The sequence below is a fragment of the Luteimonas sp. MC1782 genome (assembly GCF_014164605.1).
Taxonomy (GTDB): domain Bacteria; phylum Pseudomonadota; class Gammaproteobacteria; order Xanthomonadales; family Xanthomonadaceae; genus Luteimonas.
Map to the genome: position 1 here is coordinate 326743 of NZ_JACJFT010000001.1, position 19760 is coordinate 346502.

25 protein-coding genes and 2 pseudogenes are annotated in these 19760 nt (G+C 70.1%); 13 read left to right on the top strand and 14 right to left on the bottom strand.

Annotation, left to right across the window (positions count from 1 at the left end):
• Positions 1–45: 45 nt before the first annotated feature.
• Positions 46–881, top strand: a pseudogene (locus H5368_RS01585) (alpha/beta hydrolase).
• Complete coding sequence (locus H5368_RS01590; RefSeq protein WP_182820679.1) at positions 878–1807, top strand: M14 family metallocarboxypeptidase; 930 nt, start codon at positions 878–880, stop codon at positions 1805–1807. Before H5368_RS01585 ends, H5368_RS01590 begins: the two are co-directional and overlap by 4 nt.
• Positions 1808–1945: 138 nt before the next feature.
• On the opposite strand, the gene H5368_RS01595 is transcribed toward H5368_RS01590, so the two are convergent.
• Positions 1946–2740, bottom strand: coding sequence for an SDR family oxidoreductase (locus H5368_RS01595; RefSeq protein WP_182820681.1), 795 nt, complete (start codon positions 2738–2740; stop codon positions 1946–1948).
• A gap of 30 nt (positions 2741–2770) precedes the next feature.
• Positions 2771–3607: a class III extradiol ring-cleavage dioxygenase gene (locus tag H5368_RS01600; protein ID WP_255486287.1), complete on the bottom strand. Its 837-nt coding sequence runs from the start codon at positions 3605–3607 to the stop codon at positions 2771–2773.
• A 101-nt stretch (positions 3608–3708) separates the two neighbouring features.
• Here H5368_RS01600 and H5368_RS01605 point away from each other — a divergent pair, with 101 nt between their 5' ends.
• The gene (locus H5368_RS01605) at positions 3709–4605 is read left to right on the top strand and encodes a LysR family transcriptional regulator (protein WP_182820683.1); all 897 of its coding nucleotides are present in this window, start codon (positions 3709–3711) and stop codon (positions 4603–4605) included.
• A 68-nt stretch (positions 4606–4673) separates the two neighbouring features.
• On the opposite strand, the gene azu (H5368_RS01610) is transcribed toward H5368_RS01605, so the two are convergent.
• Complete coding sequence (gene azu / locus H5368_RS01610; protein ID WP_182820685.1) at positions 4674–5291, bottom strand: azurin; 618 nt, start codon at positions 5289–5291, stop codon at positions 4674–4676.
• 122 nt (positions 5292–5413) lie between these two features.
• Here azu (H5368_RS01610) and H5368_RS01615 point away from each other — a divergent pair, with 122 nt between their 5' ends.
• The 3 genes from H5368_RS01615 to H5368_RS01625 are packed head-to-tail and all read left to right on the top strand — an operon-like array spanning position 5414 to position 7919.
• A complete protein-coding gene (locus H5368_RS01615; RefSeq protein ID WP_182820687.1) occupies positions 5414–6391 on the top strand; it encodes an NAD(P)H-quinone oxidoreductase in 978 nt (325 codons plus the stop codon).
• A complete protein-coding gene (locus H5368_RS01620) occupies positions 6336–7319 on the top strand; it encodes a pseudouridine synthase (protein WP_182820689.1) in 984 nt (327 codons plus the stop codon). The genes H5368_RS01615 and H5368_RS01620 overlap by 56 nt, the downstream gene beginning before the upstream one ends.
• 27 nt (positions 7320–7346) lie before the next feature.
• Positions 7347–7919, top strand: coding sequence for a DUF488 domain-containing protein (locus H5368_RS01625; protein ID WP_182820691.1), 573 nt, complete (start codon positions 7347–7349; stop codon positions 7917–7919).
• Between the two features lie 29 nt (positions 7920–7948).
• On the opposite strand, the gene H5368_RS01630 is transcribed toward H5368_RS01625, so the two are convergent.
• A complete protein-coding gene (locus H5368_RS01630) occupies positions 7949–8569 on the bottom strand; it encodes a trimeric intracellular cation channel family protein (RefSeq protein ID WP_182820693.1) in 621 nt (206 codons plus the stop codon).
• A gap of 31 nt (positions 8570–8600) precedes the next feature.
• On the opposite strand from H5368_RS01630, the gene H5368_RS01635 reads away from it, so the two are divergent.
• Entirely contained in the window at positions 8601–9248 is a 648-nt protein-coding gene (locus H5368_RS01635) for a DNA-3-methyladenine glycosylase (protein WP_223877935.1), read from the top strand.
• Positions 9249–9355: 107 nt separating this feature from the next.
• On the opposite strand, the gene nirK is transcribed toward H5368_RS01635, so the two are convergent.
• Both nirK and azu (H5368_RS01645) read right to left on the bottom strand, forming a co-directional pair.
• Complete coding sequence (gene nirK, locus H5368_RS01640; protein ID WP_182820695.1) at positions 9356–10525, bottom strand: copper-containing nitrite reductase; 1170 nt, start codon at positions 10523–10525, stop codon at positions 9356–9358.
• A gap of 173 nt (positions 10526–10698) precedes the next feature.
• A complete protein-coding gene (azu, locus tag H5368_RS01645) occupies positions 10699–11154 on the bottom strand; it encodes an azurin (protein ID WP_182820697.1) in 456 nt (151 codons plus the stop codon).
• Between the two features lie 192 nt (positions 11155–11346).
• Here azu (H5368_RS01645) and H5368_RS01650 point away from each other — a divergent pair, with 192 nt between their 5' ends.
• Together H5368_RS01650 and H5368_RS01655 are read left to right on the top strand one after the other, a co-directional pair.
• Positions 11347–11886, top strand: coding sequence for a DUF2058 domain-containing protein (locus H5368_RS01650; RefSeq protein ID WP_182820700.1), 540 nt, complete (start codon positions 11347–11349; stop codon positions 11884–11886).
• 77 nt (positions 11887–11963) lie between these two features.
• On the top strand, positions 11964–12821 hold the full coding sequence (locus H5368_RS01655) for a PA4780 family RIO1-like protein kinase (protein WP_182820702.1): 858 nt from the start codon (positions 11964–11966) through the stop codon (positions 12819–12821).
• A 22-nt stretch (positions 12822–12843) separates the two neighbouring features.
• On the opposite strand, the gene H5368_RS01660 is transcribed toward H5368_RS01655, so the two are convergent.
• On the bottom strand, positions 12844–13149 hold the full coding sequence (locus H5368_RS01660; RefSeq protein ID WP_182823961.1) for a hypothetical protein: 306 nt from the start codon (positions 13147–13149) through the stop codon (positions 12844–12846).
• Positions 13150–13441: 292 nt separating this feature from the next.
• On the opposite strand from H5368_RS01660, the gene H5368_RS01665 reads away from it, so the two are divergent.
• Both H5368_RS01665 and H5368_RS01670 read left to right on the top strand, forming a co-directional pair.
• A complete protein-coding gene (locus H5368_RS01665) occupies positions 13442–14347 on the top strand; it encodes a dienelactone hydrolase family protein (RefSeq protein ID WP_182820704.1) in 906 nt (301 codons plus the stop codon).
• Positions 14344–15300 carry an NAD(P)/FAD-dependent oxidoreductase gene (locus tag H5368_RS01670; protein WP_182820706.1) on the top strand — a complete coding sequence of 319 codons (957 nt, stop codon included), beginning with the start codon at positions 14344–14346 and terminating at the stop codon, positions 15298–15300. The genes H5368_RS01665 and H5368_RS01670 overlap by 4 nt, the downstream gene beginning before the upstream one ends.
• An 11-nt stretch (positions 15301–15311) precedes the next feature.
• On the opposite strand, the gene H5368_RS01675 is transcribed toward H5368_RS01670, so the two are convergent.
• The 6 genes from H5368_RS01675 to H5368_RS01700 form a co-directional block, all read right to left on the bottom strand.
• Positions 15312–15479, bottom strand: a complete 168-nt coding sequence (locus H5368_RS01675; RefSeq protein ID WP_182820708.1) for a hypothetical protein — start codon at positions 15477–15479, stop codon at positions 15312–15314.
• Between the two features lie 51 nt (positions 15480–15530).
• On the bottom strand, positions 15531–16079 hold the full coding sequence (locus tag H5368_RS01680; protein ID WP_182820710.1) for a peroxiredoxin: 549 nt from the start codon (positions 16077–16079) through the stop codon (positions 15531–15533).
• A 60-nt stretch (positions 16080–16139) separates the two neighbouring features.
• Complete coding sequence (locus H5368_RS01685; protein ID WP_223877934.1) at positions 16140–16403, bottom strand: hypothetical protein; 264 nt, start codon at positions 16401–16403, stop codon at positions 16140–16142.
• A 13-nt stretch (positions 16404–16416) separates the two neighbouring features.
• Positions 16417–16722: a YkgJ family cysteine cluster protein gene (locus tag H5368_RS01690; protein ID WP_185115396.1), complete on the bottom strand. Its 306-nt coding sequence runs from the start codon at positions 16720–16722 to the stop codon at positions 16417–16419.
• Positions 16719–17405: a protein N-lysine methyltransferase family protein gene (locus H5368_RS01695; protein ID WP_223877933.1), complete on the bottom strand. Its 687-nt coding sequence runs from the start codon at positions 17403–17405 to the stop codon at positions 16719–16721. The genes H5368_RS01690 and H5368_RS01695 overlap by 4 nt, the downstream gene beginning before the upstream one ends.
• A 170-nt stretch (positions 17406–17575) precedes the next feature.
• A complete protein-coding gene (locus tag H5368_RS01700; protein ID WP_182820713.1) occupies positions 17576–18130 on the bottom strand; it encodes an NADPH-dependent FMN reductase in 555 nt (184 codons plus the stop codon).
• A 184-nt stretch (positions 18131–18314) separates the two neighbouring features.
• On the opposite strand from H5368_RS01700, the gene H5368_RS01705 reads away from it, so the two are divergent.
• Together H5368_RS01705 and H5368_RS01710 are read left to right on the top strand one after the other, a co-directional pair.
• Positions 18315–19064 (top strand): AzlC family ABC transporter permease, encoded by a 750-nt coding sequence (locus H5368_RS01705; protein WP_182820715.1) that lies wholly within the window; start codon positions 18315–18317, stop codon positions 19062–19064.
• Positions 19064–19372, top strand: coding sequence for an AzlD domain-containing protein (locus tag H5368_RS01710; protein WP_182820717.1), 309 nt, complete (start codon positions 19064–19066; stop codon positions 19370–19372). Before H5368_RS01705 ends, H5368_RS01710 begins: the two co-directional genes overlap by 1 nt.
• 38 nt (positions 19373–19410) lie before the next feature.
• On the opposite strand, the pseudogene H5368_RS01715 reads toward H5368_RS01710, so the two are convergent.
• Positions 19411–19743, bottom strand: a pseudogene (locus H5368_RS01715) (mechanosensitive ion channel family protein); the annotation flags it as partial.
• Between the last annotated feature and the right edge of the window lie 17 nt (positions 19744–19760).

The window sequence follows — 19760 nt, forward strand, 5'->3', positions numbered from 1 at the left end:
CAGGGTCCGGCGCCCGCCGGCCCATGTCACCTGCAAGGATTCCCCATGCCCGCTTCCAACAAGAACCCGGACCGCGTCCGCCTGCACGTCGAGGACAGCGGCGGCGATGGACGCCCCGTGGTGCTGATCCATGGCTGGCCGCTGTCGGCCGACTCGTGGAGCGCACAGGTCGGGCCCCTGCGCTCCGCGGGGTTCCGTGTCGTGGCGTATGACCGCCGCGGCTTCGGGCGTTCGGCGAAGCCCGCGGACGGCTTCGACTACGACACCCTGGCCGCGGATCTCGCCGGTGTCATCGAGGATCTCGACCTTCGCGACGTCACCCTCGTCGGATTCTCGATGGCGGTGGCGAGGTGGCGCGCTATGTGGCCAACCACGGCGAAGACCGCCTGCGCAGCGTCGTGTTCGCCTCGGCCGTGCCGCCGTACCTGATGAAGACCGAGGACAATCCGGACGGTCCCCTGACGCAGGACGCGGCGAAGGAGAAGGAAGACGGCCTGAGGGCGGATCGCGAGGCCTTCTTCGACAAATTCACCACCACCTTCTTCAGCGCCAACGGCGAACTGAAGGTGACCGAGGCGCAGCGCCAGGAGGCCATCGCGCTCTGCAGGCAGTCCGACCAGGCCGCTGCGCTGGGCTGCATGAAGGCCTTCGCCACCACCGACTTCCGCGGCGATCTGGCCAAGGTCAGCGTCCCGACGCTGGTGCTGCACGGCGACAGCGACGGCAACGTGCCGTTCGAAGGATCCGGCAAGCGCACGCATGCGGCCATCCCAGGCAGCGAGCTGGTGGTCCTGGCCGACGCGCCACACGGCTGCAACCTCAGCCATGCCGATGCCTTCAACCAGGCGCTGCTGGCATTTCTCGCGAAGCAGGCAGCATGACGATTCACGCGAACCCCGGACCCATCGGCATTCCCGGCGAGCCTTGGGGCCCGCGCGAGAAGTCGGAATGGCGCTCACGCCAGCAGGTGCAGCGCAGCTATGCCGATGAGGTCGTCGCCGCGATCGACCGCCTGCGCGATCGCTTCGACGTGCAGCAGTACGGCGTGCTGGACCACGGGCACGACGGCCGGTATCCGCTGTTCGCAGTACGCAGCCGCGGCTGGGACGACGCGCTGCCGGTCATGCTGGTCACCGGCGGCGTGCATGGCTACGAGACCAGCGGCGTGCAGGGCGCGCTGCAGTTCCTGGACCAGCGCGCCGTGGAATATGCGGGCCGCGCCAACCTGCTGGTGGTGCCGTGCGTCAGTCCATGGGGCTACGAACGCATCCAACGCTGGAATGCCGACGCCATCGATCCCAACCGCTCCTTCCGCGTCGACAGCCCGGTGCGGGAATCCGCTGCGTTGATGCAGCTTGTCGCGCCCCTGCGCGACCGCGTGCTGATGCACATCGACCTGCACGAGACCACCGACAGCGACGAAAGCGAGTTCCGTCCGGCGCTGGCCGCCCGCGACGGCAAACCGTTCGAGCCGGGCGGCATCCCCGACGGTTTCTACCTGGTGGACGACAGCGTGCATCCGCAGCCGGCATTCCAGCATGCGGTGATCGACGCCGTGGCCGCGGTCACCCACATCGCGCCTGCCGATGACAACGGCGACATCATCGGCTCGCCGGTGGTGGCACCCGGCGTCATCCGCTACCCGCTCGCGTCGCTGGGGCTGTGCGCGGGCATCACCGGCGCACGCTATACCACGACCACCGAGGTCTATCCCGACAGCCCGGCCGCCACGCCGGCACAGTGCAACGCCGCGCAGGTGGCGGCGGTGTGCGCCGCGATCGCATTCGCGTTGTCGCACGCAGGCTGAGCGCGGGCCGCGCCGGGCCGCGCCCATCAACTCGTCGAACTGCGCCGCGCTGGTGGCGCTGGCGATCGGCGCGGTGACTGCGGGGCGACCCATCAGCCATGCCGGTGCGACCTGGGCCGGCGTGTGCGCCGATCAGCCTCAGGCGATGCTTTCGACGATGCCGCCTTCGACCCGCAGCGCCGCGCCGGTGGTGGCGCTGGCCTGCGGCGACGCGGCGTAGACGCAGATGTTGGCGACTTCCTCGGGCGTGGCGAAGCGCTTCAGCAGGCTGGACGGGCGGTTTTCGGCGAGGAACAAGGCTTCCATGTCCGATGCCGGCACGCCGCGCTCCGCGGCCAGGTCGGCCATCATCGCGATCGCGCCCCCGGTGCGCGTGGGGCCCGGCAGGATGGTGTTGACGGTGACGCCGGTGCCGGCGAGCACCTTGGCCAGCCCGCGCGACAGGCCCTGCAGCGCGGCCTTGCTCACCCCGTAATGCACCATCTCGGCGGGGATGTTGAGCGCCGATTCGCTGGAGATGAACTGGATCCGCCCCCAGCCGCGGTCGCGCATGCCGCGCGCGTAGTGCCGCGCCAGGCGCACGCCGCTGAGCACGTTGACCTCGAAGTACTCGCTCCACAGCGCGTCGTCGATGGCGAAAAATTCCTGCGCGCCATAGATGCCGAGGTTGTTGACCAGGATGTCGGCGTCGGACCGCGCGGCGATCAGCGTGGCGCAGCCGTCGGCGATGCCGACGTCGGCGACCACGCCGCTCACATCGGCGCCGGCGGCGTGGGCGCGCAGCGTGGCGAGGGCGTCATCCACGCGCGCCTGCGTGCGGCCGACGATGGTGACGCGTGCGCCTGCGTCCGCCAGTCCGCTGGTGATGGCCAGACCGATGCCGCCGGTGGACCCGGTGACGATGGCGGTCTTGCCCGAAAGGTCGATCTTCATTGCTTGCTCCTCGTGTGCCGCGGCGCGTGCTCAGCCGAAGCGGAATGCGGAAATGGTGGTGGCCATGACAGTCTCCGAGTAGACCTTGCGGCCCTCGGAGTCGGCGGCAGCGCCCGCGGCGACGAGCAGCGGAAGCAGGTGTTCCTCGCCGCCCGGTGGATGGCACAGCCGCGCGTGCGGCGCCTGGGTCCAGTCGGCGAGCAGGGCGTCGCGTTCCGCAGGCGCGTGTTCCACGGCGGCGGTCAGCCAGGCGTCGAATTCGGCGGAGACCGGCGTGAAGCGCGCATCGCCATAGCCGCGCATGTTGTGGAAGCTCATGCCGCTGCCGATGATCAGCACGCCTTCGTCGCGCAGTGCGGCCAGCGTGCGGCCCGCCTCGAGGTGGGCACCCGGGTCGAGGTCGGCGCGCAGCGACAGCTGCACCACCGGGATGTCCGCCGCGGGGAACATCAGCTTCAGCGGGATGAACACGCCGTGGTCGAAGCCGCGTCCGCCGTCCACCCGCGCGGTTGCACCGTCCTGGCCAAGCAGCCCCGCGACCTGTTCGGCGAGCGCCGGGCTGCCCGGTGCGGGATACGCCAGCTCGTAGGTGTGCGGCGGGAAGCCGGAATAGTCGTAGATGAGCGGCGGGCGTGCGCTGCCGGTGACGTTGAAGCCGGGCTCCAGCCAGTGGCCGGAGACCAGCACGATGGCCTTGGGCCGCGCCGGAAGCGTCGCGGACACGCCCTTGAGGAAAGCCGCCATCCGGTTCCAGGTGTCGGCGGGATTCCAGTCCATGAAAAAGCATGGGCCGGCGCCATGGGGGATGAAGAACACCGGCATCCGGGCAGGCTGGCCCGGGTCACGGCGGTTGTCACTGGTCATCATGAGGTGTCTCCGCTGATCGATGGGTCCAGTATGGGTCGCGACCCGGAGGTGGAGAACCGGCTAGTATCGACCAAGACTTCGCACTGACAGTAGGAGGCGGGATGGATCGCATCACCAGCATGCGGGTGTTCGTGCGTGCGGCTGCTGCCGGCAGCCTGTCCGCGGCCGCACGCCAGTTGGGCATGTCGCCGGCCATGGCGACCAAGCATGTCAATGCGCTGGAAGCGCGGCTGGGCGTCAAGCTGTTCCATCGCACCACGCGCCGCCTTGCACTCACCGAGGCCGGCAGCAATTACCTCGATGCCTGCCAGCGCATCCTTGCCGAGATCGACGAAGCCGAGGCGGAGGCCGCATCGCAGCGCGTCAAGGCGAGTGGGCTGCTGCGCATGAACGTGCCGCTGTCGTTCGGCAGCCGTTTCATCGCGCCGTTGATGCCGGCGTTCGCGCGGCTGCATCCCGAAGTTCGGGTCGAGCTTGGCCTGAGCGATGCACAGCTGGACGTGATTGCCGACAACTGGGACCTGGCGATCCGCATCGGGCGGCTGGCCGACAGTCCGCTGCAGGCGCGGCGGCTAGCGGACTGCGCGATGCGCGTGTGCGCGGCGCCGACCTATCTCGACCGCCGCGGGCTGCCGCGGCGCATCGCAGAACTGGCGCAACACAATTGCCTGGGCTACACGCTCACGGCCATGCAGGACGGCAGCCATTGGGCCTTTGGCCTGCGTGGCGAATTCCGCGTGCCGGCTTCGGGCAACCTGATGGCCAACAACGGCGACGCGCTGCTGGCGGCGGCGGTGGGCGGGCAGGGCATCATCTATCAGCCTGACTTCATCGTCGCCACGGCGCTGGAGCGCGGCGAGCTGGTGGCGCTCGAGCTGGACCGGCCGGTCGTCGACCTTGGCGGGATCCATGTGCTGTATCCGCCGGACCGGCGCCCGCCGGCCAAGGTGCGGGTGATGATCGACTATCTGGCCGAGGCGTTCGCCGACAGGCAATGAGCGCCATGGGCGGCGTGCCGCGCCATGGCCGCGACGCCCTCCCTGGCATCGCGGACATCGGGTCGGTATCAGCCGACGCTGATGGAACCCTTCATCAGTGCCGCATGGCCCGGGAAGCTGCAGAAGAACATGTACGGTCCGCCATCCTGGAGCTTGGATACCGGGAAGGTGACGGACGTGCTCTGGCCGCCGCCGATCATCTCGGTGTGCGCGACCACGCGTGAATCGTCGGCCTTGACGAAGCTTGCACCCGCACCCGCGGCGATACCGTCGGCGTTGACGCCCATCATGTTGGACTCGCTGCTGATCACGACGTTGTGGCCCATGGCGGCGACCGGCAGCTTGCCGACATGCTGCAGGGTGATGGTGAATTCGCTGCACGAGGCCGGCACCACGATCGCGCCGACGTTGTACTGCATCGCATCGTTGCCTTCGATGGTGGTCTTGCAGTTGTCCACCACGGCGTTCGGCTTGCCGCTGGTGCCGGTGGCGGGCGCTTCGGACGTCGCTGGCGGCATGGTGTCAGCGGGGGTCTCGACCGGCGGCGCTTCGACCGGGGGGGTGGTCGCCACCGGTGCCGTGGACGGGCCCGGGGTGGCGCTGGTGTCGGTGCCCGGTTCGTTGTTGCCGCACGCAGCCAGCGACAGGGCGCAGGCGGCGGCGAGGAGTGCGATCGAAGTCTTCATGTCAACCTCTTTGCGTTGTAGACCGGGCGATGGTCGCGCGCCGCGTGGGCGTTGGGTGTGAAGACGGCCGGCGCGCGCCGCGGGCGGTGTACCGTGTGGGCCCCACGTTGCGGAGCATCCGGATGCCGGACACGATGACTGCGATCGCCATCCGCGGTGGCTCCGGCCCCGCCGAGGCCCTGCATGCGGTGACAGTGCCGCGCCCGCGACCGCGCGAGGGTGAGCTGCTGCTGCGGGTGCACGCGGCCGGCGTGAACCGCCCCGACGTGCTGCAGCGCACCGGCCGCTATCCGCCGCCGCCGGGTGCGCCCGACACCCTGGGGCTGGAAGTCGCCGGCGAGGTGGTCGAAGCCGCGGGCCGCTGGAAAGTCGGCGACCGGGTCTGCGCGCTGCTCGGCGGCGGCGGCTACGCCGGGTATGCGCTGGTCGACGCGCGCCACGCGCTGCCGGTGCCGGCGGGGCTGGATTTCGTGCAGGCCGCGGCGCTGCCGGAGACGTTGTTCACGGTGTACGCGAACGTGTTCGAGCACGGCGCGCTGCGTGCCGGCGAGACGTTGCTGGTTCACGGCGCGACGTCGGGCATCGGCGTGGCCGCGATCCAGATGGCGAAGGCCGCCGGCGCACGCGTCGTGGCCACCGCGCGCGGCGCGGACAAGGCGGCCGCCGCGCGCGCGCTCGGTGCCGACGTGGCGGTGGACACCACGCGTGAGGATTTCGCTGCGGCTGCGGTAGCCGCGGGCGGCATCGACGTGGCCGTGGACATGGTCGGCGCACCATACTTCGCCGCGACGCTCGACGCGCTCAACACCGGTGGCCGCATCGTCTACATCGCCGCCCAGGGCGGCAATGAACTGCAGGTTCCGGTGGCGACGGTGATGCGCAAGCAGGCGGTGATCACCGGCTCCATGCTGCGTCCGCGCAGCGCCGACGAGAAGGCGCGGCTCGCGGCCGAGGTCGAGCGCGTGGCGTGGCCGTGGATCGAGTCGGGGCAGGTGCGCGCCGTGGTCGACCGCACGTTCCCGCTGGCGCAGGCGGCCGAGGCGCATGCGTGGCTCGAGAGCGGTCGTCACACCGGCAAGATCGTGCTGCTGGCGCGATGAGCCAGCGTGCCGGCGGCGCGTGGCTGGGCTGAGCCGGGTGTCGCAGGGCGACGTTCCCGCCAGCCGGCTGCAGCTGCCGCCAGGCCCCTGGGCGACGGTGCTCGAAGCCCTTTGCGAGCGGTTTCCCGCGATCGACCGCACGGCCTGGCTGGACCGCTTCGCACGCGGCCGCGTGCTGGATGCCGATGGCCGGCCGCTCGCGGTGACCGCGCCGTACCGGACTGGAGCCGAGATCCGCTACTTCCGCGAAGTCGCCGACGAGCCGCGCATTCCCGTCACCGAGGCGGTGCTGCATGTCGACGCGCACCTGGTGGTCGCCGACAAGCCGCATTTCCTGCCGGTCGCGCCCACCGGCGCCTACGTGCGGGAGACCCTGGTCGGACGGCTGGTGCGGCGGCTCGGCAACCAAAACCTGGTGCCGCTGCACCGCATTGATCGCCTGACCGCGGGACTGGTGCTGTTCTCGGCGAACCGCGACAGCCGTGCGCGCTACCATGCGTTGTTCCGCGAGAGGCGCATCGACAAGGCCTACCTGGCCCTGGCGCCGCCGCTGCCCGCGCTGGCGTTCCCGCAGGTGCACCGCAGCCGCCTGGAGCGCGGCGAGCCGTTCTTCCGCATGCGCGAGGTCGTTGGTGAAGCCAACAGCGAGACCTGGCTGGACGTGGTCGAACGCGGCGAGCGCGCGTGGTGCTACCGGCTGCGCCCGGTCAGCGGCCGCAAGCACCAGCTGCGCGTGCACATGGCCGCACTCGGTGCGCCGATCCTCAATGACCCGCTGTATCCGGAGCTGCACGCTGCCGTGGCCGATGACCACGCGCGGCCGCTGCAGCTGCTCGCGCACTCGCTCGCGTTCGACGATCCGCTCGATGGCCGGCGCCGTGAGTTCAGCAGCGGGCTGCAGCTCGCGGACCAGTCATTCACGCGCTGATGGCCGGGGGCCGCCTACCGTCGCGGCATGCCAGGTGACGCACCAGCGCCCGATGTCGCGACGATCTGGACGATCGGGCATTCAACGTTGGCGTTCGACGATTTCGTGGCGATGCTCGCGCAGCACCGCATCGAGGCGATCCTCGACGTGCGGCGCTTCCCGGGCTCGCGCCGCCATCCGTGGTTTGCGCGCGAGGCGCTCGCCGACAGCCTGCCGGCGCGCGACATCGAATACGCCTGGCTGCCGCAGCTTGGCGGACGCCGCAGGGCGCGTCCCGGCTCGCTGAACACGGGCTGGCGCAACGCCTCCTTCCAGGGCTACGCGGACCACCTGGACAGCGCCGAATTCGCCGAAGGGCTGGCGGTCACGCTGCAGATGGCGTCGCGTCGGCGCAGCGCACTGATGTGCGCGGAGTTGCTGTGGTGGCGCTGCCACCGCGCGCTGGTGGCGGACGTGCTCAAGCTGCGCGGCGTCGAGGTCCTGCACGTCCTGGGCGCCAGCGCACCCACGCCGCACCCCTGGACCTCGCCCGCACGCGTGGTGGACGGACGCCTGGTGTACCCGCCGGCGCAGGCGTCGTTGTTCGGCGGCGGCGGCTGACGCCGATGCCGCGGTCGCATCGCCGGCGGTCATTCCCCGGGATTGCGGGCCACCGGCAGCTGCCATCCGCGCCGGATGGCGAGGAAGCGCAGCACGAAGCACAGTGCGGCACCGGCCACCATCGCGGGACCCGGCCGGAAGCCCAGCGCCACGCCGCCCACCACGCAGGCTGCGCCGGCCCCCGCGGCCACGGCATACAGTTCGCGATGCAGCACCGCCGGCACTTCGGCCACCAGCACGTCGCGCACGATGCCACCGCCGATGCCCGACAGCATGCCCAGCAGCACCGCGCCGGTGCCGCCCAGCCCGAAGGCCAGCGCCTTGGCCGCGCCGGTGACCGCGAACAGGGACAGGCCCACCGCATCGAACAGCTGCACCGGGTTGCGCATGCGTTCCACCTGCTCATAGCCGAAGAACACGGTGACTCCGGCCACCGCCGACACCGCGAGGTAGCGCCAGTCGGCCAGCGCAATGGGCGGCGTGGCACCAAGCAGGGTGTCGCGTGCTATGCCGCCGGCGGTTGCGGCCGCGAACGCCAGCACCATGACGCCGAAGAAGTCCAGGCGCTTGCGCACGCCCAGCGTCGCGCCGCTGATGGCGAAGGCGAAGGTGCCAAGCAGGTCCAGCAGTACCACCAGCCATGGCGTCATCGCGCGCCTCCGTGGGTCCCCGCCGCACATCATGCCCCAGGCCGCAGTGTGCGAAGACCGCGTGGCGATGGTGGCCGGGTCGGCGTGGCAGGATGGCGCCCCTGATGCCACGCCCACCGCCCACGACGTGCCCGGCATGACGCGCCTTCCCCGAAGCTTCTTCGACCGCGATGTGCTCGACGTAGCGCCGACGCTGGTGCACCGGATCCTGCGCGTGGCCGATGGCCGCGCCGGTCGCATCGTCGAGGTCGAGGCCTATCGCGGGCGCGACGATCCCGCGGCGCACTCCTTCCGCGGGCCGACAAAGCGCAACGCCACCATGTTCGGCCCGCCGGGCCACCTGTATGTCTACTTCAGCTACGGCATCCACTGGTGCTGCAACGCGACCTGTGGCGATGGTTCGGGCGTGCTGATGCGTGGGCTGCTGCCGCTGGCCGGCATCGAGGCCATGCGTGCGGCGCGGCCGCGCGCGTCGCGTGATGCCGACCTCGCCAACGGGCCGGGAAAACTGACCCAGGCGCTGGGCATCGACGGCACGTTCGACGGTGAAGACCTGGTGGAGAGCACGCGCGTGGGCATCTTCGACGACGGCTTTCGCGGCGGGGGACCACTGCGGGCCACGCCGCGCATCGGGATTTCCAAGGCCGTCGAACTGCCCTGGCGGTGGCTGGCGCGCTGACGGTTGGCGCGCCGCCGCGCGCGTTCCAGGAGCGTCATGACGCCGCAAACGCGAAGGGCACCGCGATCGCGGTGCCCTTGCGTGTTGCCGCCTCTGCGCGGACCGCGTCAGCGCGCGACCGGCATCGACAGGTCCGTGTCGGGGCGGATCGGGCCCGTCTTGGCGGGCTGCGTCATCAGGTCGTGGTTCCAGCGATCACCGGAGACCTGGACGTGTCCCGCGGCACCCAGTTCCACCGCCTCGATCAGGTTGTGGTTGAGGTACACGTGCAGCCCCGGCTGCAGGAACGTGTACAACGCTGCGCCCGCCGAACCGCCGCGGATGAACCAGGTTTCGAGGTCCTTCATCGGCGCGTTGTCGAACTTGCCCTCCTCCCAGACGTAGTCGCCGTGGCCGCCGATCAGGTGCGGACGCGTGTCGCGGTTGGCCTGCGAGTGCACGAACAGCACCGTTTCACCCACCTTCGCCGTCATCGCGTTCTCGCCGGTGAGCGCGCCGACCGCGCCGTTGAAGACGATGTGCGAAGGCGTAAGCGTGCGCATGGTGGCCAGCGTGTCGGGCAGCGATTCGGCGGAACTGCCATAGGAGCGGAAGTTGCCATCGGCGTCGCGCGGGATGTAGAAGTCCGTCTCGCCGACGTAGTAGGCGCGGTCGTAACGCAGCGGCTTGCCGTCGCCATCCTTCAGGCCGTCGCGCGGCAGCACCATGATCGTGCCGTGCATGCCCTGTACCACGTGCCACGGCGTCATCGAGCCACCCGGGGCGCAGTGGTAGATGAAGGTGCCGGAGCGCGTCGCCTTCCAGCGCAGCGTGACTTCCTCGCCCGGCGAGACGACGGTGAAGTCGCCACCACCCAGCGCGCCGGTGGCCGCGTGGAAATCGATGTTGTGCGGCATGCTGTTGCTGGCCAGGTTGATCAGCTTGAGTTCGACGTAGTCGCCCTCGTGCACCACCATCATCGGGCCGGGGATCGAACCGCCGAAGGTCATCGCGTGCATGCGCGTGCCCTTGTCGTCGATCACGATTTCCTTTTCCTCGATCGGCAGGGTGAACTTCACCAGCCGCGGCGCGCCGGGTGCGACCTGGTCGTGCGCGTGCACGAACGGCGGCCGCACCAGCTGCACCTTGTGCTCGGCGAGTGCCGACAGGTCGGGGGCCTGGTCGATGGTGGACTGCATGAGTTCGAGCGCATCCACGGCGTATGCCGGCGGGGCGGCGAATGCGCCGCAGGCAAGTGCGAGGGCCGCTGAGAGCAGCGTGGTCTTCAGGACATTCATTTCCAGCTCCATGGGGGCCTTTCCCCCGTTGCCGAAAAATCTACAGGTGCCGCGACGCGCACGCCTTGACCCCAATCAAGTGTTTGAATGCATGCCGTGCAGGAATCTTGCACACGCAAAAAAACATGCCGGCGCGAGGCCGGCATGTCCGTCGTGGAGCAGGGCGCAACGGCTCAGGGCTTGACCACCAGCTTGCCGCGCATCAGCGCCGAGTGGCCCGGGAACGAGCAGAAGAACGCGTAGTCGCTGCCGGCCTTGAGCGCGCGGCCCGGGAACGTGATCTTGGTGCTCTCACCGCCGCCGAGCATCTTGGTGGCGGCGATGATGCGCTTGTCGCCCGCCGGTACGTAGCCATTCGCGGCGCCTGCCTTCACCGCGGCCTGTGCCACCGGCGTGGCGTCGGCTTCGGTGGTGATCACCACGTTGTGGCCCATCGCCGTCTTGGGCAGCTTGCCGCTGTGCTTGAGTTCGACGGTCACCGTCGCGCAGCCGGCCGACACCTCGATGCTCTTCTGGTCGTACTGCATGCGGTCGTTGCTGTCGAGCACGATGCTGCAGTTGGCGGCGCTGGCCAGCCCGCCCGCGGAAAGGAGCGCGAGGCCGACAAGGACGGGAATGGACTTCTTCATGATGATCTCCGGTGACGTTGGTTTTCGTGATGCATGCAGTCTGCCGCGCGTCTGCCGGCAGCTCCTTGACCTGCGTCATCCGGCCCGGCGAAAGGCACCCGGGTTCATGGCCGGGTCATCCGCCGCGGCCTGGCGGGGCGCGGTCGGCGCGGGCCGCGTATCATCGGGGCGGCACCATGCAAGGGCACCGACATGCGCAATCCACTGCAGGAACAACTGCTCAAGGCCGGACTGGCGAAGAAGTCCAGGGTCGACCAGGTGGCGCGCGAGCAGACCCGCCAGCGCCATGCCAAGTCCCCGCCACCCGCCGATGAAGGCAAGGCCGCGCTGGAACGCGCGCGACTGGACAAGATCGAGCGCGACCGCGCGCTGTCCGCCGAACGCAACGAGCAGGCGCGGGCGCAGGAACTGCGGGCGCAGGTGCGGCAGATCGTGGAACAGAACCGGCTCGCCGTGGACGGCACGATCGACTACCGGTTCACCCATGCAGGGGCGATCCGCACCCTGCCGGTGACCGATGCGGTGCGTCGCCAGCTTGCCGCCGGCAGCCTGGTGGTCGCCTGCCACGACGGCGGCTACGCCATCATCCCGCGCGCCGCCGCGGAGAAGGTCGGGGCCCGCGACCCGGCGATGATCGCGCTGGACCATGCGCGCAGCGCGCCACCGCAGTCCGATGCCGCCGACGATGACTGGTACAGCCGCTTCAAGGTGCCCGACGACCTGGTCTGGTAGCCGTTCATGGCCTGCGACCGGGTAATGCGAGAATGGCCGGCTTCGGCGCGATCCCGCGCCACGCCCCCAGGAACTGAATGAGAACCCCAGCCCCGCTGCAGGCGCTGATCGACGACGGCGTCATCGACGAGGTCGTGCGCCCCCTCAAGAGCGGCAAGGAAGCAGCGGTGTACGTAGTGCGCGCCGGCGGCGAGCTGCGCTGCGCGAAGGTCTACAAGGACATGGCACAGCGCAGCTTCCAGCAGCGCGTGCAGTACCAGGAAGGCCGCAAGGTGCGCGGCAGCCGCGAGATGCGTGCGATCGGCAAGGCCTCCCGCTACGGGCGTCGGCAGCAGGAAGAGGCGTGGAAGAACACCGAGGTCGAGGCGCTGTACCAGCTGCGCGATGCCGGCGTGCGCGTGCCCGAGCCGCACGGCTTCCACCACGGCGTGCTGGTGATGGAAATGGTCACCGACGCCGATGGATTCGTGGCGTCACGGCTCGGCGAGGTTGAACTCACCGCGGAGCAGGCACGCGCGTATCACGCGGTGCTGGTGCGCCAGGTGGTGCTGATGCTGTGCTGCGGGCTGATCCACGGCGACCTGTCGCCGTACAACGTCCTGGTCGGCCCGGACGGGCCGGTGGTCATCGACTTCCCGCAGGTGGTCAGCGCGGGCGGCAACAACGCCGCGCGCACCATGCTGCTGCGCGACGTCAACAACCTCACCGCGGGCCTGGGCCAATGGGCGCCGGAGCTGCTGGATACCTGGTACGGCGAGGAGATGTGGGCGCTGTTCGAAGCGGGTGAACTGCGGCCGGACTCCGTGCTCACCGGCACCTTCGTGCACGATGAGCGCGTTGCCGACCTGGACAGCGTGCGCGAGGCGATCAATGACGCGCGCGAGGAAGCCCTGATCCGCCAGCAGGGACGCGAGGCGGCGGCCGAAGTCGATTGACCCGGCGCGGGCACCGGCCGTCTCAGCCGGCGGACTTCTTCTTCTTGGTCGCGGCGGGTGCGACCACTGTCGCGGTCGCGGCGCGTGCCGCGGTTGCCGTGGCGCGCTTGGCGGTGCTCTTGGAGCGGAACGCCGGGCCCTGCGCCTGGGTGCGGAGCGGGGTGATGCCGAGGACCTCGATCCGGCCCCCATGGGTCTTGAACGCCGCGATGTCGGCGGCGATGGTGTCGCTGCTGAGGCTGGCGTTCTGCGCGCCACGGGAGCTGGCGGCGAACACGCGTGAAGGGGTCGTTGGCTTGACTGCGGTCGGGGTGGTCTTGCTGGACATGCGTCTCCTCGTGCTGATGGGGCTGCGTGTTGCAGACATGCGGCCACGGCCCGTAAGGGAATGGCGGTGGCGGAAGGAACGTGCATTATACGATAACTGGCGGGAAACCGCCAGCTACGCCGCCGAAGTTCGGCCAACGTGCAACGTTTGAACGACTTTTGACGGCAATTCCGCGCGTCGTGGCGTGTATTCAGTGACGTCAGCGCGACGTTGTGCGGGCACTCTGGCGCAGACGCCGTGCATGCGCGCGCTTGCTAGGATGCGGCGGTCATCGCCAACACCGGACGCCGACATGCCTGTTCCGCCGCGCAAGACCGCAGCCGATTTCGACCCCGCCGTCCTCCAGTTGTTCGACCGGTACGTGCATGGCGACATCGACCGGCGCGGGTTCCTGGCCGGCGCCGCGCGCTTCACCGCGGGCGCGACCACGGCGGCGGGCCTGCTGGCGGCACTGTCCCCGCAGTTCGCCCTGGCGCAGCAGGTCAAGCCCGACGACGCCCGGCTGGACGCGCGCCATCTCGAGTTCGATTCCCCGCAGGGCTATGGCCGCGCGCGCGGCTACCTCGTCCGTCCAGCAGGTGCCGGCGGGCCACTGCCCACGGTGCTGGTGGTGCATGAGAACCGTGGCCTCAACCCGCACATCGAGGACGTGGCGCGGCGCCTGGCGCTGGCCGGGTACATCGCGTTCGCGCCGGATGCGCTGTTTCCGCTGGGCGGCTATCCGGGCGACGAAGACGCCGCGCGCAAGCTGTTCCAGGGCCTCGACCAGGCCCGCACCCGCGAGGATTTCATTGCCGCGGCGAGGCTCCTCCAGGGCATCGAGGGCGGCAACGGGCGCATGGGCGTGGTCGGATTCTGCTACGGCGGCGGCATGGCCAATTACCTGGCCACGCAGTTGCCGGACCTCGCCGCCGCGGTGCCGTTCTACGGCAGTGCGGCGCCGCTGGAGGAGGTGGCGAAGATCCGCGCCGAACTGCTGGTCGTGCTGGCGTCCGACGACGAACGGATCAACGCCGCATGGCCGGCGTACGCGGAGGCGCTGAAGGCGGCCGGCGTGCGCCATGCGCTCTTCCAGCCCGCCGGTACCCAGCACGGCTTCAACAACGACACCACGCCACGCTACGACGAAGCGGCTGCCACGGAGGCGTGGGCGCGGATGCTTGCCTTGTTCAAGCGTACGCTGCGGGTCACCCCGTGAGCGCCCCGGACCTGCAGCCGGGCGAATGCTGGGATTGCATCGTGGTGGGAGCGGGGCCGGGCGGCTGGTCCGCCGCGCTCTACCTCGCGCGGTTCCGCCGCCGGGTGCTGGTGGTGCATGACGGCCGCTCGCGCGCGGCGCGCATTCCGCTGACCCACAACGCGCCCGGGTTTCCGGACGGCGTGGCCGGTCCCGAGCTGCTGGAGCGCATGCAGGGGCACGCCGGACGCTACGGCGCCGAAGTCCTCGAAGCCGAGGTCGTGGCGGCCGCGGCCGGAGTGGAGGGTCGGGACCCGGGATTCACGCTGACGCTGAAGGATGGCCAGCGCCTGCATGCCCGCGCGCTGGTGCTTGCCACCGGGCTGCGCCTGGAACAGATCCCGCTGCCGCATGAGGTCCACGAGGCCGCGATCGAGGCCGGGGTGCTGCGCTATTGCCCGGTCTGCGACGGCTACGAGCACATCGACCACCGCGTGGCGGTGATTGGCTGCGACGGGCAGGGCGCCGCCGAGGCACTGTTCCTGCGCACCTTCACCGATGACATCACCCTGCTGCCGCGCAGCAACGACGAACTCACGCGCGAGGAGCGCGCGCAGCTGGCCGACGCCGGGATCACCATCGTCGCCCGGCCCGTGGTGCGCTACGCGCCTAACCGCGACCGCTTCGACATCCATGTCGAAGGCGTCGAAGCGCCCCTGGCGTTCGACGTGGTCTATCCGGCGCTGGGCTGCCGCCAGCGCACCGAACTCGCGGTGATGCTGGGGCTGGAGGTGGACCAAAACGGCAGCACCGACATGCGCTCACCGTTCGGGACCAGGGTCCCGGGGTTGTACTGCGTGGGCGATATCGTGGACGGCCTGGACCAGATCAGCGTGGCCGTGGGCCACGGGGCAATCGCCGCCACCCGCGCCCACAACTGGCTGCGGGAACTGGAGGGCAGCCGGCTCGACTGAGCGCGGGCGCCTCAGGTCGACTCGGGCGCGGCGTCTTCCGCAGCGGGTTCGGCGGCGTCGGGCGATTGCGGCTTGGCCGCTTCGCGCGCGGCGCGCTTGCGGGCGTCCTTTTCGTCCTGGGCCTTCTTCTTCGCCAGCTCGCGCTGGCGCTTCTCGAACGAATAATTTGGCTTGGCCAAGGGATTTCCTTTTGCTGGGAGTCCCGACAGTGTAAGCCCTGGGGCGGTTTGCTACTTGCCGTCGAGCGCGGCGACCGCCGCCAGCGTCTCCGCGACGTGCCGGTTGGGATTGGAATCCGAGTAAGCGAGGACGATCTCGCCGGACTTTGAGATCACGTAGGAGGTGCGGCTGGACATGTCCGGCCGGCCTTCCAGCACGGCGTCGTACTTCATGGCGATCGCGGCACCCGGGTCGGCGGCGACAGGGAACTTGCCGGCGCAGGTTTCGGTGTCCGCGGAAAAGCCGGCCAGCTGCTCGATGTTGCCGGCGGTGACGCCGATCACCGTGGCGTCGTGAGCCGCGAAGCGGTCGATCGCCTTCGAGAACAGGCTCGCCTCGAGATTGCAGCCGGGTGTGCGCGCGGCCGGGAAGAAGTACACCACGACCGGGCCCTTGCGCAGGGCATCTGCCAGCTTGAACGTGAACGGCTCGCCGGCCATGAATGCCGGCGCGCTGAAATCGGGTGCAGGATCACCGGACTTGAGCGCGGCCATCGACGGCGCGGCGAGCAGCACGGTGGCCGCGAGTGCGACGGTGGCCAGCCTGGACAATACGTTCATCGCGCGGCTCCTGCAGATGTGGGGACCTGCGTTATACACCGCCGCCGGCGGCGACGTGGATCAGGCCTTGCCGCGGCGCGCGGGCTTCACCGCAGGCAGGGCGGCCTCGGCGACGGGCGGGGCGGGGTCACCGCCGATGCGCGTGAGCAGGCGCGTCGTGCCCAGCACCTCGATGTGGCCGCCGGTCGCGTGGAACGCGGCGAGGTCCGACGCGATGCGCTCGCGCGTCATGCCGGCGCCGCGCTCGCCCGCCTTGGGCGCCTTGCCGACGGCGAAGATGCGGCTGGTGGCCGAGCTGGAAGCGGGTGGTGGCTTGCTGGACATGCGTGGCTCCGGTTCAGTACATGACCAGGGGAATGCCCTGTGCCCTGCTGGCACTGTAATCCTCGCGGATCGCGCTGCAATAGGGCGCGCCCATCACGAAGCGGCGGCAGACCTCGGGTCGCGTCTCGTAGATCGAACAATGCATGTGCGCCGGATCCACGGCCACGCACCAGCCTTCCTCGTCGCGCGCCATAACGTGCAGGCCGGCGCTGGTGGTCGCGGTGAGGTAGGCCGGGATGCGGTCTTCGGGTTGCAGCACCACGGTCAGGCGGCAGCAGACCGCGTCGCAGCGTGCGCAATCATCGTCGCGCGTGCTCACGCGGCGCGCCGGGACGCGAGCGTGCGCCGGAAATGCAGCAGGCGGCAGCCGGGCGTGGCGCCTGGTCCGGTCTCGGCGGCGATGGCTGCATGTTCGTCGCCGGCGGTGGGGATGAATCCGAGCACGCCAAGCGCGCGGGCAAACGCGGCGCCGTGGCCGCGTCCGGCATCGCTGACGATCACTTCGGCTTCCGGCAGGGTGTGCCGCGCGACCACTTCGGACAGCAGTGCGGCGTGGCCGCGTTCGTAGAGCACGTCGCTGGCGATGACCAGGTCGAACATGCCGAGCGACGGCAGCGGTTCCTCCCAGCGCATGTGCCGGTAGTGCACGGCGGGCAGGGCGTTCAGCGCGGCGTTGTAGGCCAGGAAGGCATCCGCCAGCGGATGGATGTCGGAGGCGATGACATCGGCGCCGCGACGCTGCAGCACCAGGCTGGCCAGGCCGATGCCGCAGCCGAGTTCGAGGATGCGGCGACCGGCGATGTCGACATGCTGCATGGCACCTGCCAGCAGGCGTCCCGCCGGCCAGAGCTGGCCGAACAGGCTCCATTGCGCGGAGGAAATGCCAAGCGCGTCGGCATGGCTGTCAGGATCGGCGTATTGCTGCAGGTCGCTGAGCACGCGCAGCTGGAACGCCACGCCATCGACGTGGGTCACGAGATTGCGTGTGAGGTATCCGGGCACGGGCGCATCCATGGGGCGTCGCTCCGGAAAACGGAGCGGTGACGCGTGGGGGAGCGAGGCGGGCGACCGTGGGTCGCGCGGGACGCGCGTGCGGCGCAGGTGTGCCGATGCCCGCATCTTAGCAGGCGGCAGGCGGCGGGCCCTGAACGGCCCGCTGCTGCCGCTGCGGTTCAGCGCTTGTCGAGTCGCGTGACCAGGTCGACGAAACCGTCCACGTAGGCCTGCAGGAAGGCGCGGGTGGCCGGATCGGTGAAGTCGCCGTCGGCACCAATGAGGTCCGGCTTGAACTGGATGTAGGCCTCGCCGCCCTGCACCACGGCGCCGAGGATGCCGAGGATCTGGCGCAGGTGCTGCTGGCCGACGGCGGTGCCGATCGCGCCCGGCGTGGTGCCGGTGATCGAGGCCGCCTTGCCGCGCCAGACGTTGGCGTCCATCGGCTTGGACCCCCAGTCGATCGCGTTCTTCAGTACCGCGGGGAGCGAGCGGTTGTGTTCGGGCATCACCACGGCCACGGCGTCGGCGGCGCGGACCTCGTCGGTGAAGCGGGTGACCGCCGCGGGGCGCTCGCCTTCGAGGTCCATGTTGTACATGGGCAGGTCGTCGATGCGCGGATAGCTGACTTCGAAGTTGGCGGGCAGCAGCCGCGTCATGGCTTCGGCGAGCTTGCGGTTGATGGATTCGCGACGGTTGCTGCCGACGATGATGGCGAGGCGGTAGGTGCTCACGGGATGTCCAGTTATTGGATGGAGGCGGAAAGAACTGGTGCGAGAGTAGCGATGCTTCAAGCGACAGGAAGGCCCTGCCGCCGTTTTCGCGCGGAACGATGCATCCCGACGCCATTGCGCGAACGAAGCGTCCCATCGCCATGCACGGAGCGGCACGCTGGACGCCCCATGGCAAAATGCGCGCATGCGCCTCATCCATTCGCCGGCGGTCCGGATCGGCCTCTCGATCGCCTTCGCCACCGGCCTCTACGGCCTGTCGTTCGGCGCGCTCGGCGTCGCCGCCGGCCTGGACGCATGGCAGGTGGTCGCGTTGAGCATGCTGATGTTCACCGGCGGTTCGCAGTTCGCGTTCATCGGCGTGCTGGCTGGCGGCGGCAGCGGTTCGGCGGCGTTCGGCGCGGCGACGCTGCTCGGCGTGCGCAACGCGGTCTATGGCATGCAGATCAACCGCATGCTGCGGCCGCGCGGCTGGCGGCGCTGGGTTGCGGCGCAGGTCACGATCGACGAATCGGCGGCAACGGCCGCGGGACAGGTCGAGCCGGACGAACAGCGTCGCGGATTCTGGACGGCAGGCCTCGGCGTCTACGTGCTGTGGTCGCTGTTCACCGCCGCAGGCGCGCTGCTGGGCGATGCGCTCGGCGATCCCCGCCGCTGGGGACTGGATGGCGCGGCGGTGGCCGCGTTCCTCGCCTTGCTATGGCCCCGGCTGTCGGCCCGCGAACCGGTTGCGCTGGCGGTGGCCTGCGCGCTGGCCACGGTGCTGGCGGTGCCGTGGGCTCCGCCCGGCGTGCCGATCCTGGTGGCTGCGCTGGTCGCCGCGTTGTGGGGCTGGTTCGGCCACGGCCCGGCCGACGAAGGCCTGGAGCCCGACATCGATCCGGCCGAGCACGCGGGTGCGGGGCCACGGGTCCTGCCAGCGGAAGATCCGCGCTGATGTCGGTGTGGGCGTGGATCCTGCTGGCCAGCGTCGCGGCCTACGCGATCAAACTGTCGGGCTACCTGGTGCCTGCGCGCTGGCTGCAAGCGCCACGGATGCGACGTGTGGCGGGGACGCTGACGATCGGCCTGCTGGCGTCGCTGACGGCGATGAACGCCTTCGCCAGCGGCCAGGCGCTGGCCTTCGATGCGCGCGTGGCGGCGTTCGCTGCGGCCGCGTTGGCGCTGCTGTTGCGCATGCCTTTCCTGGTGGTGGTGCTGGTGGGCGCCGCCGCGCCGGCCCTGCTGCGCGCCTGGCTGCAGTAGCCGGCGCGCGCGCATGCGCGCCAGGGGGCGCGCCACCGTCAGACGTCAAGTTCACGCTCGCGCCTGGGCGGTCGCATCGACCACTCGCGGCGCTCGTCGTTGCTGCGCCAACGACGCACCGTGCGCTGGAAGAACAGGCTGTTGGGGACGCGCAGCACGCTGCCCCGCGGTTCGCCGTCATCCGTGGTTTCCAGCAGCGTGGTGTAGACCAGGTTGATGTCGGTGACGCGACCGCCGAGCCCGGGCTTGTCGCCGCCTTCCAGCAGTTCGATGTCGTCGTGCAGGCGGAACGGCCGCGTGGCCAGGATCAGCATCGCGCAGAAGATGTTCGACAGCACGCTCCATGCCGCGAAGAACGCCACTGCGGCGACGATCACGCGCGGCTTCC

What these genes read in the sequence shown, in the direction of transcription:
- H5368_RS01590 (WP_182820679.1), top strand. Translation starts at nt 878, where the DNA reads ATGACGATTCACGCGAACCCCGGACCCATCGGCATTCCCGGCGAGCCT.
- H5368_RS01595 (WP_182820681.1), bottom strand. Translation starts at nt 2,740, where the DNA reads ATGAAGATCGACCTTTCGGGCAAGACCGCCATCGTCACCGGGTCCACC.
- H5368_RS01600 (WP_255486287.1), bottom strand. Translation starts at nt 3,607, where the DNA reads ATGATGACCAGTGACAACCGCCGTGACCCGGGCCAGCCTGCCCGGATG.
- H5368_RS01605 (WP_182820683.1), top strand. Translation starts at nt 3,709, where the DNA reads ATGGATCGCATCACCAGCATGCGGGTGTTCGTGCGTGCGGCTGCTGCC.
- azu (WP_182820685.1), bottom strand. Translation starts at nt 5,291, where the DNA reads ATGAAGACTTCGATCGCACTCCTCGCCGCCGCCTGCGCCCTGTCGCTG.
- H5368_RS01615 (WP_182820687.1), top strand. Translation starts at nt 5,414, where the DNA reads ATGCCGGACACGATGACTGCGATCGCCATCCGCGGTGGCTCCGGCCCC.
- H5368_RS01620 (WP_182820689.1), top strand. Translation starts at nt 6,336, where the DNA reads ATGCGTGGCTCGAGAGCGGTCGTCACACCGGCAAGATCGTGCTGCTGG.
- H5368_RS01625 (WP_182820691.1), top strand. Translation starts at nt 7,347, where the DNA reads ATGCCAGGTGACGCACCAGCGCCCGATGTCGCGACGATCTGGACGATC.
- H5368_RS01630 (WP_182820693.1), bottom strand. Translation starts at nt 8,569, where the DNA reads ATGACGCCATGGCTGGTGGTACTGCTGGACCTGCTTGGCACCTTCGCC.
- H5368_RS01635 (WP_223877935.1), top strand. Translation starts at nt 8,601, where the DNA reads ATGCCCCAGGCCGCAGTGTGCGAAGACCGCGTGGCGATGGTGGCCGGG.
- nirK (WP_182820695.1), bottom strand. Translation starts at nt 10,525, where the DNA reads ATGAATGTCCTGAAGACCACGCTGCTCTCAGCGGCCCTCGCACTTGCC.
- azu (WP_182820697.1), bottom strand. Translation starts at nt 11,154, where the DNA reads ATGAAGAAGTCCATTCCCGTCCTTGTCGGCCTCGCGCTCCTTTCCGCG.
- H5368_RS01650 (WP_182820700.1), top strand. Translation starts at nt 11,347, where the DNA reads ATGCGCAATCCACTGCAGGAACAACTGCTCAAGGCCGGACTGGCGAAG.
- H5368_RS01655 (WP_182820702.1), top strand. Translation starts at nt 11,964, where the DNA reads ATGAGAACCCCAGCCCCGCTGCAGGCGCTGATCGACGACGGCGTCATC.
- H5368_RS01660 (WP_182823961.1), bottom strand. Translation starts at nt 13,149, where the DNA reads ATGTCCAGCAAGACCACCCCGACCGCAGTCAAGCCAACGACCCCTTCA.
- H5368_RS01665 (WP_182820704.1), top strand. Translation starts at nt 13,442, where the DNA reads ATGCCTGTTCCGCCGCGCAAGACCGCAGCCGATTTCGACCCCGCCGTC.
- H5368_RS01680 (WP_182820710.1), bottom strand. Translation starts at nt 16,079, where the DNA reads ATGAACGTATTGTCCAGGCTGGCCACCGTCGCACTCGCGGCCACCGTG.
- H5368_RS01685 (WP_223877934.1), bottom strand. Translation starts at nt 16,403, where the DNA reads ATGTCCAGCAAGCCACCACCCGCTTCCAGCTCGGCCACCAGCCGCATC.
- H5368_RS01705 (WP_182820715.1), top strand. Translation starts at nt 18,315, where the DNA reads ATGCGCCTCATCCATTCGCCGGCGGTCCGGATCGGCCTCTCGATCGCC.
- H5368_RS01710 (WP_182820717.1), top strand. Translation starts at nt 19,064, where the DNA reads ATGTCGGTGTGGGCGTGGATCCTGCTGGCCAGCGTCGCGGCCTACGCG.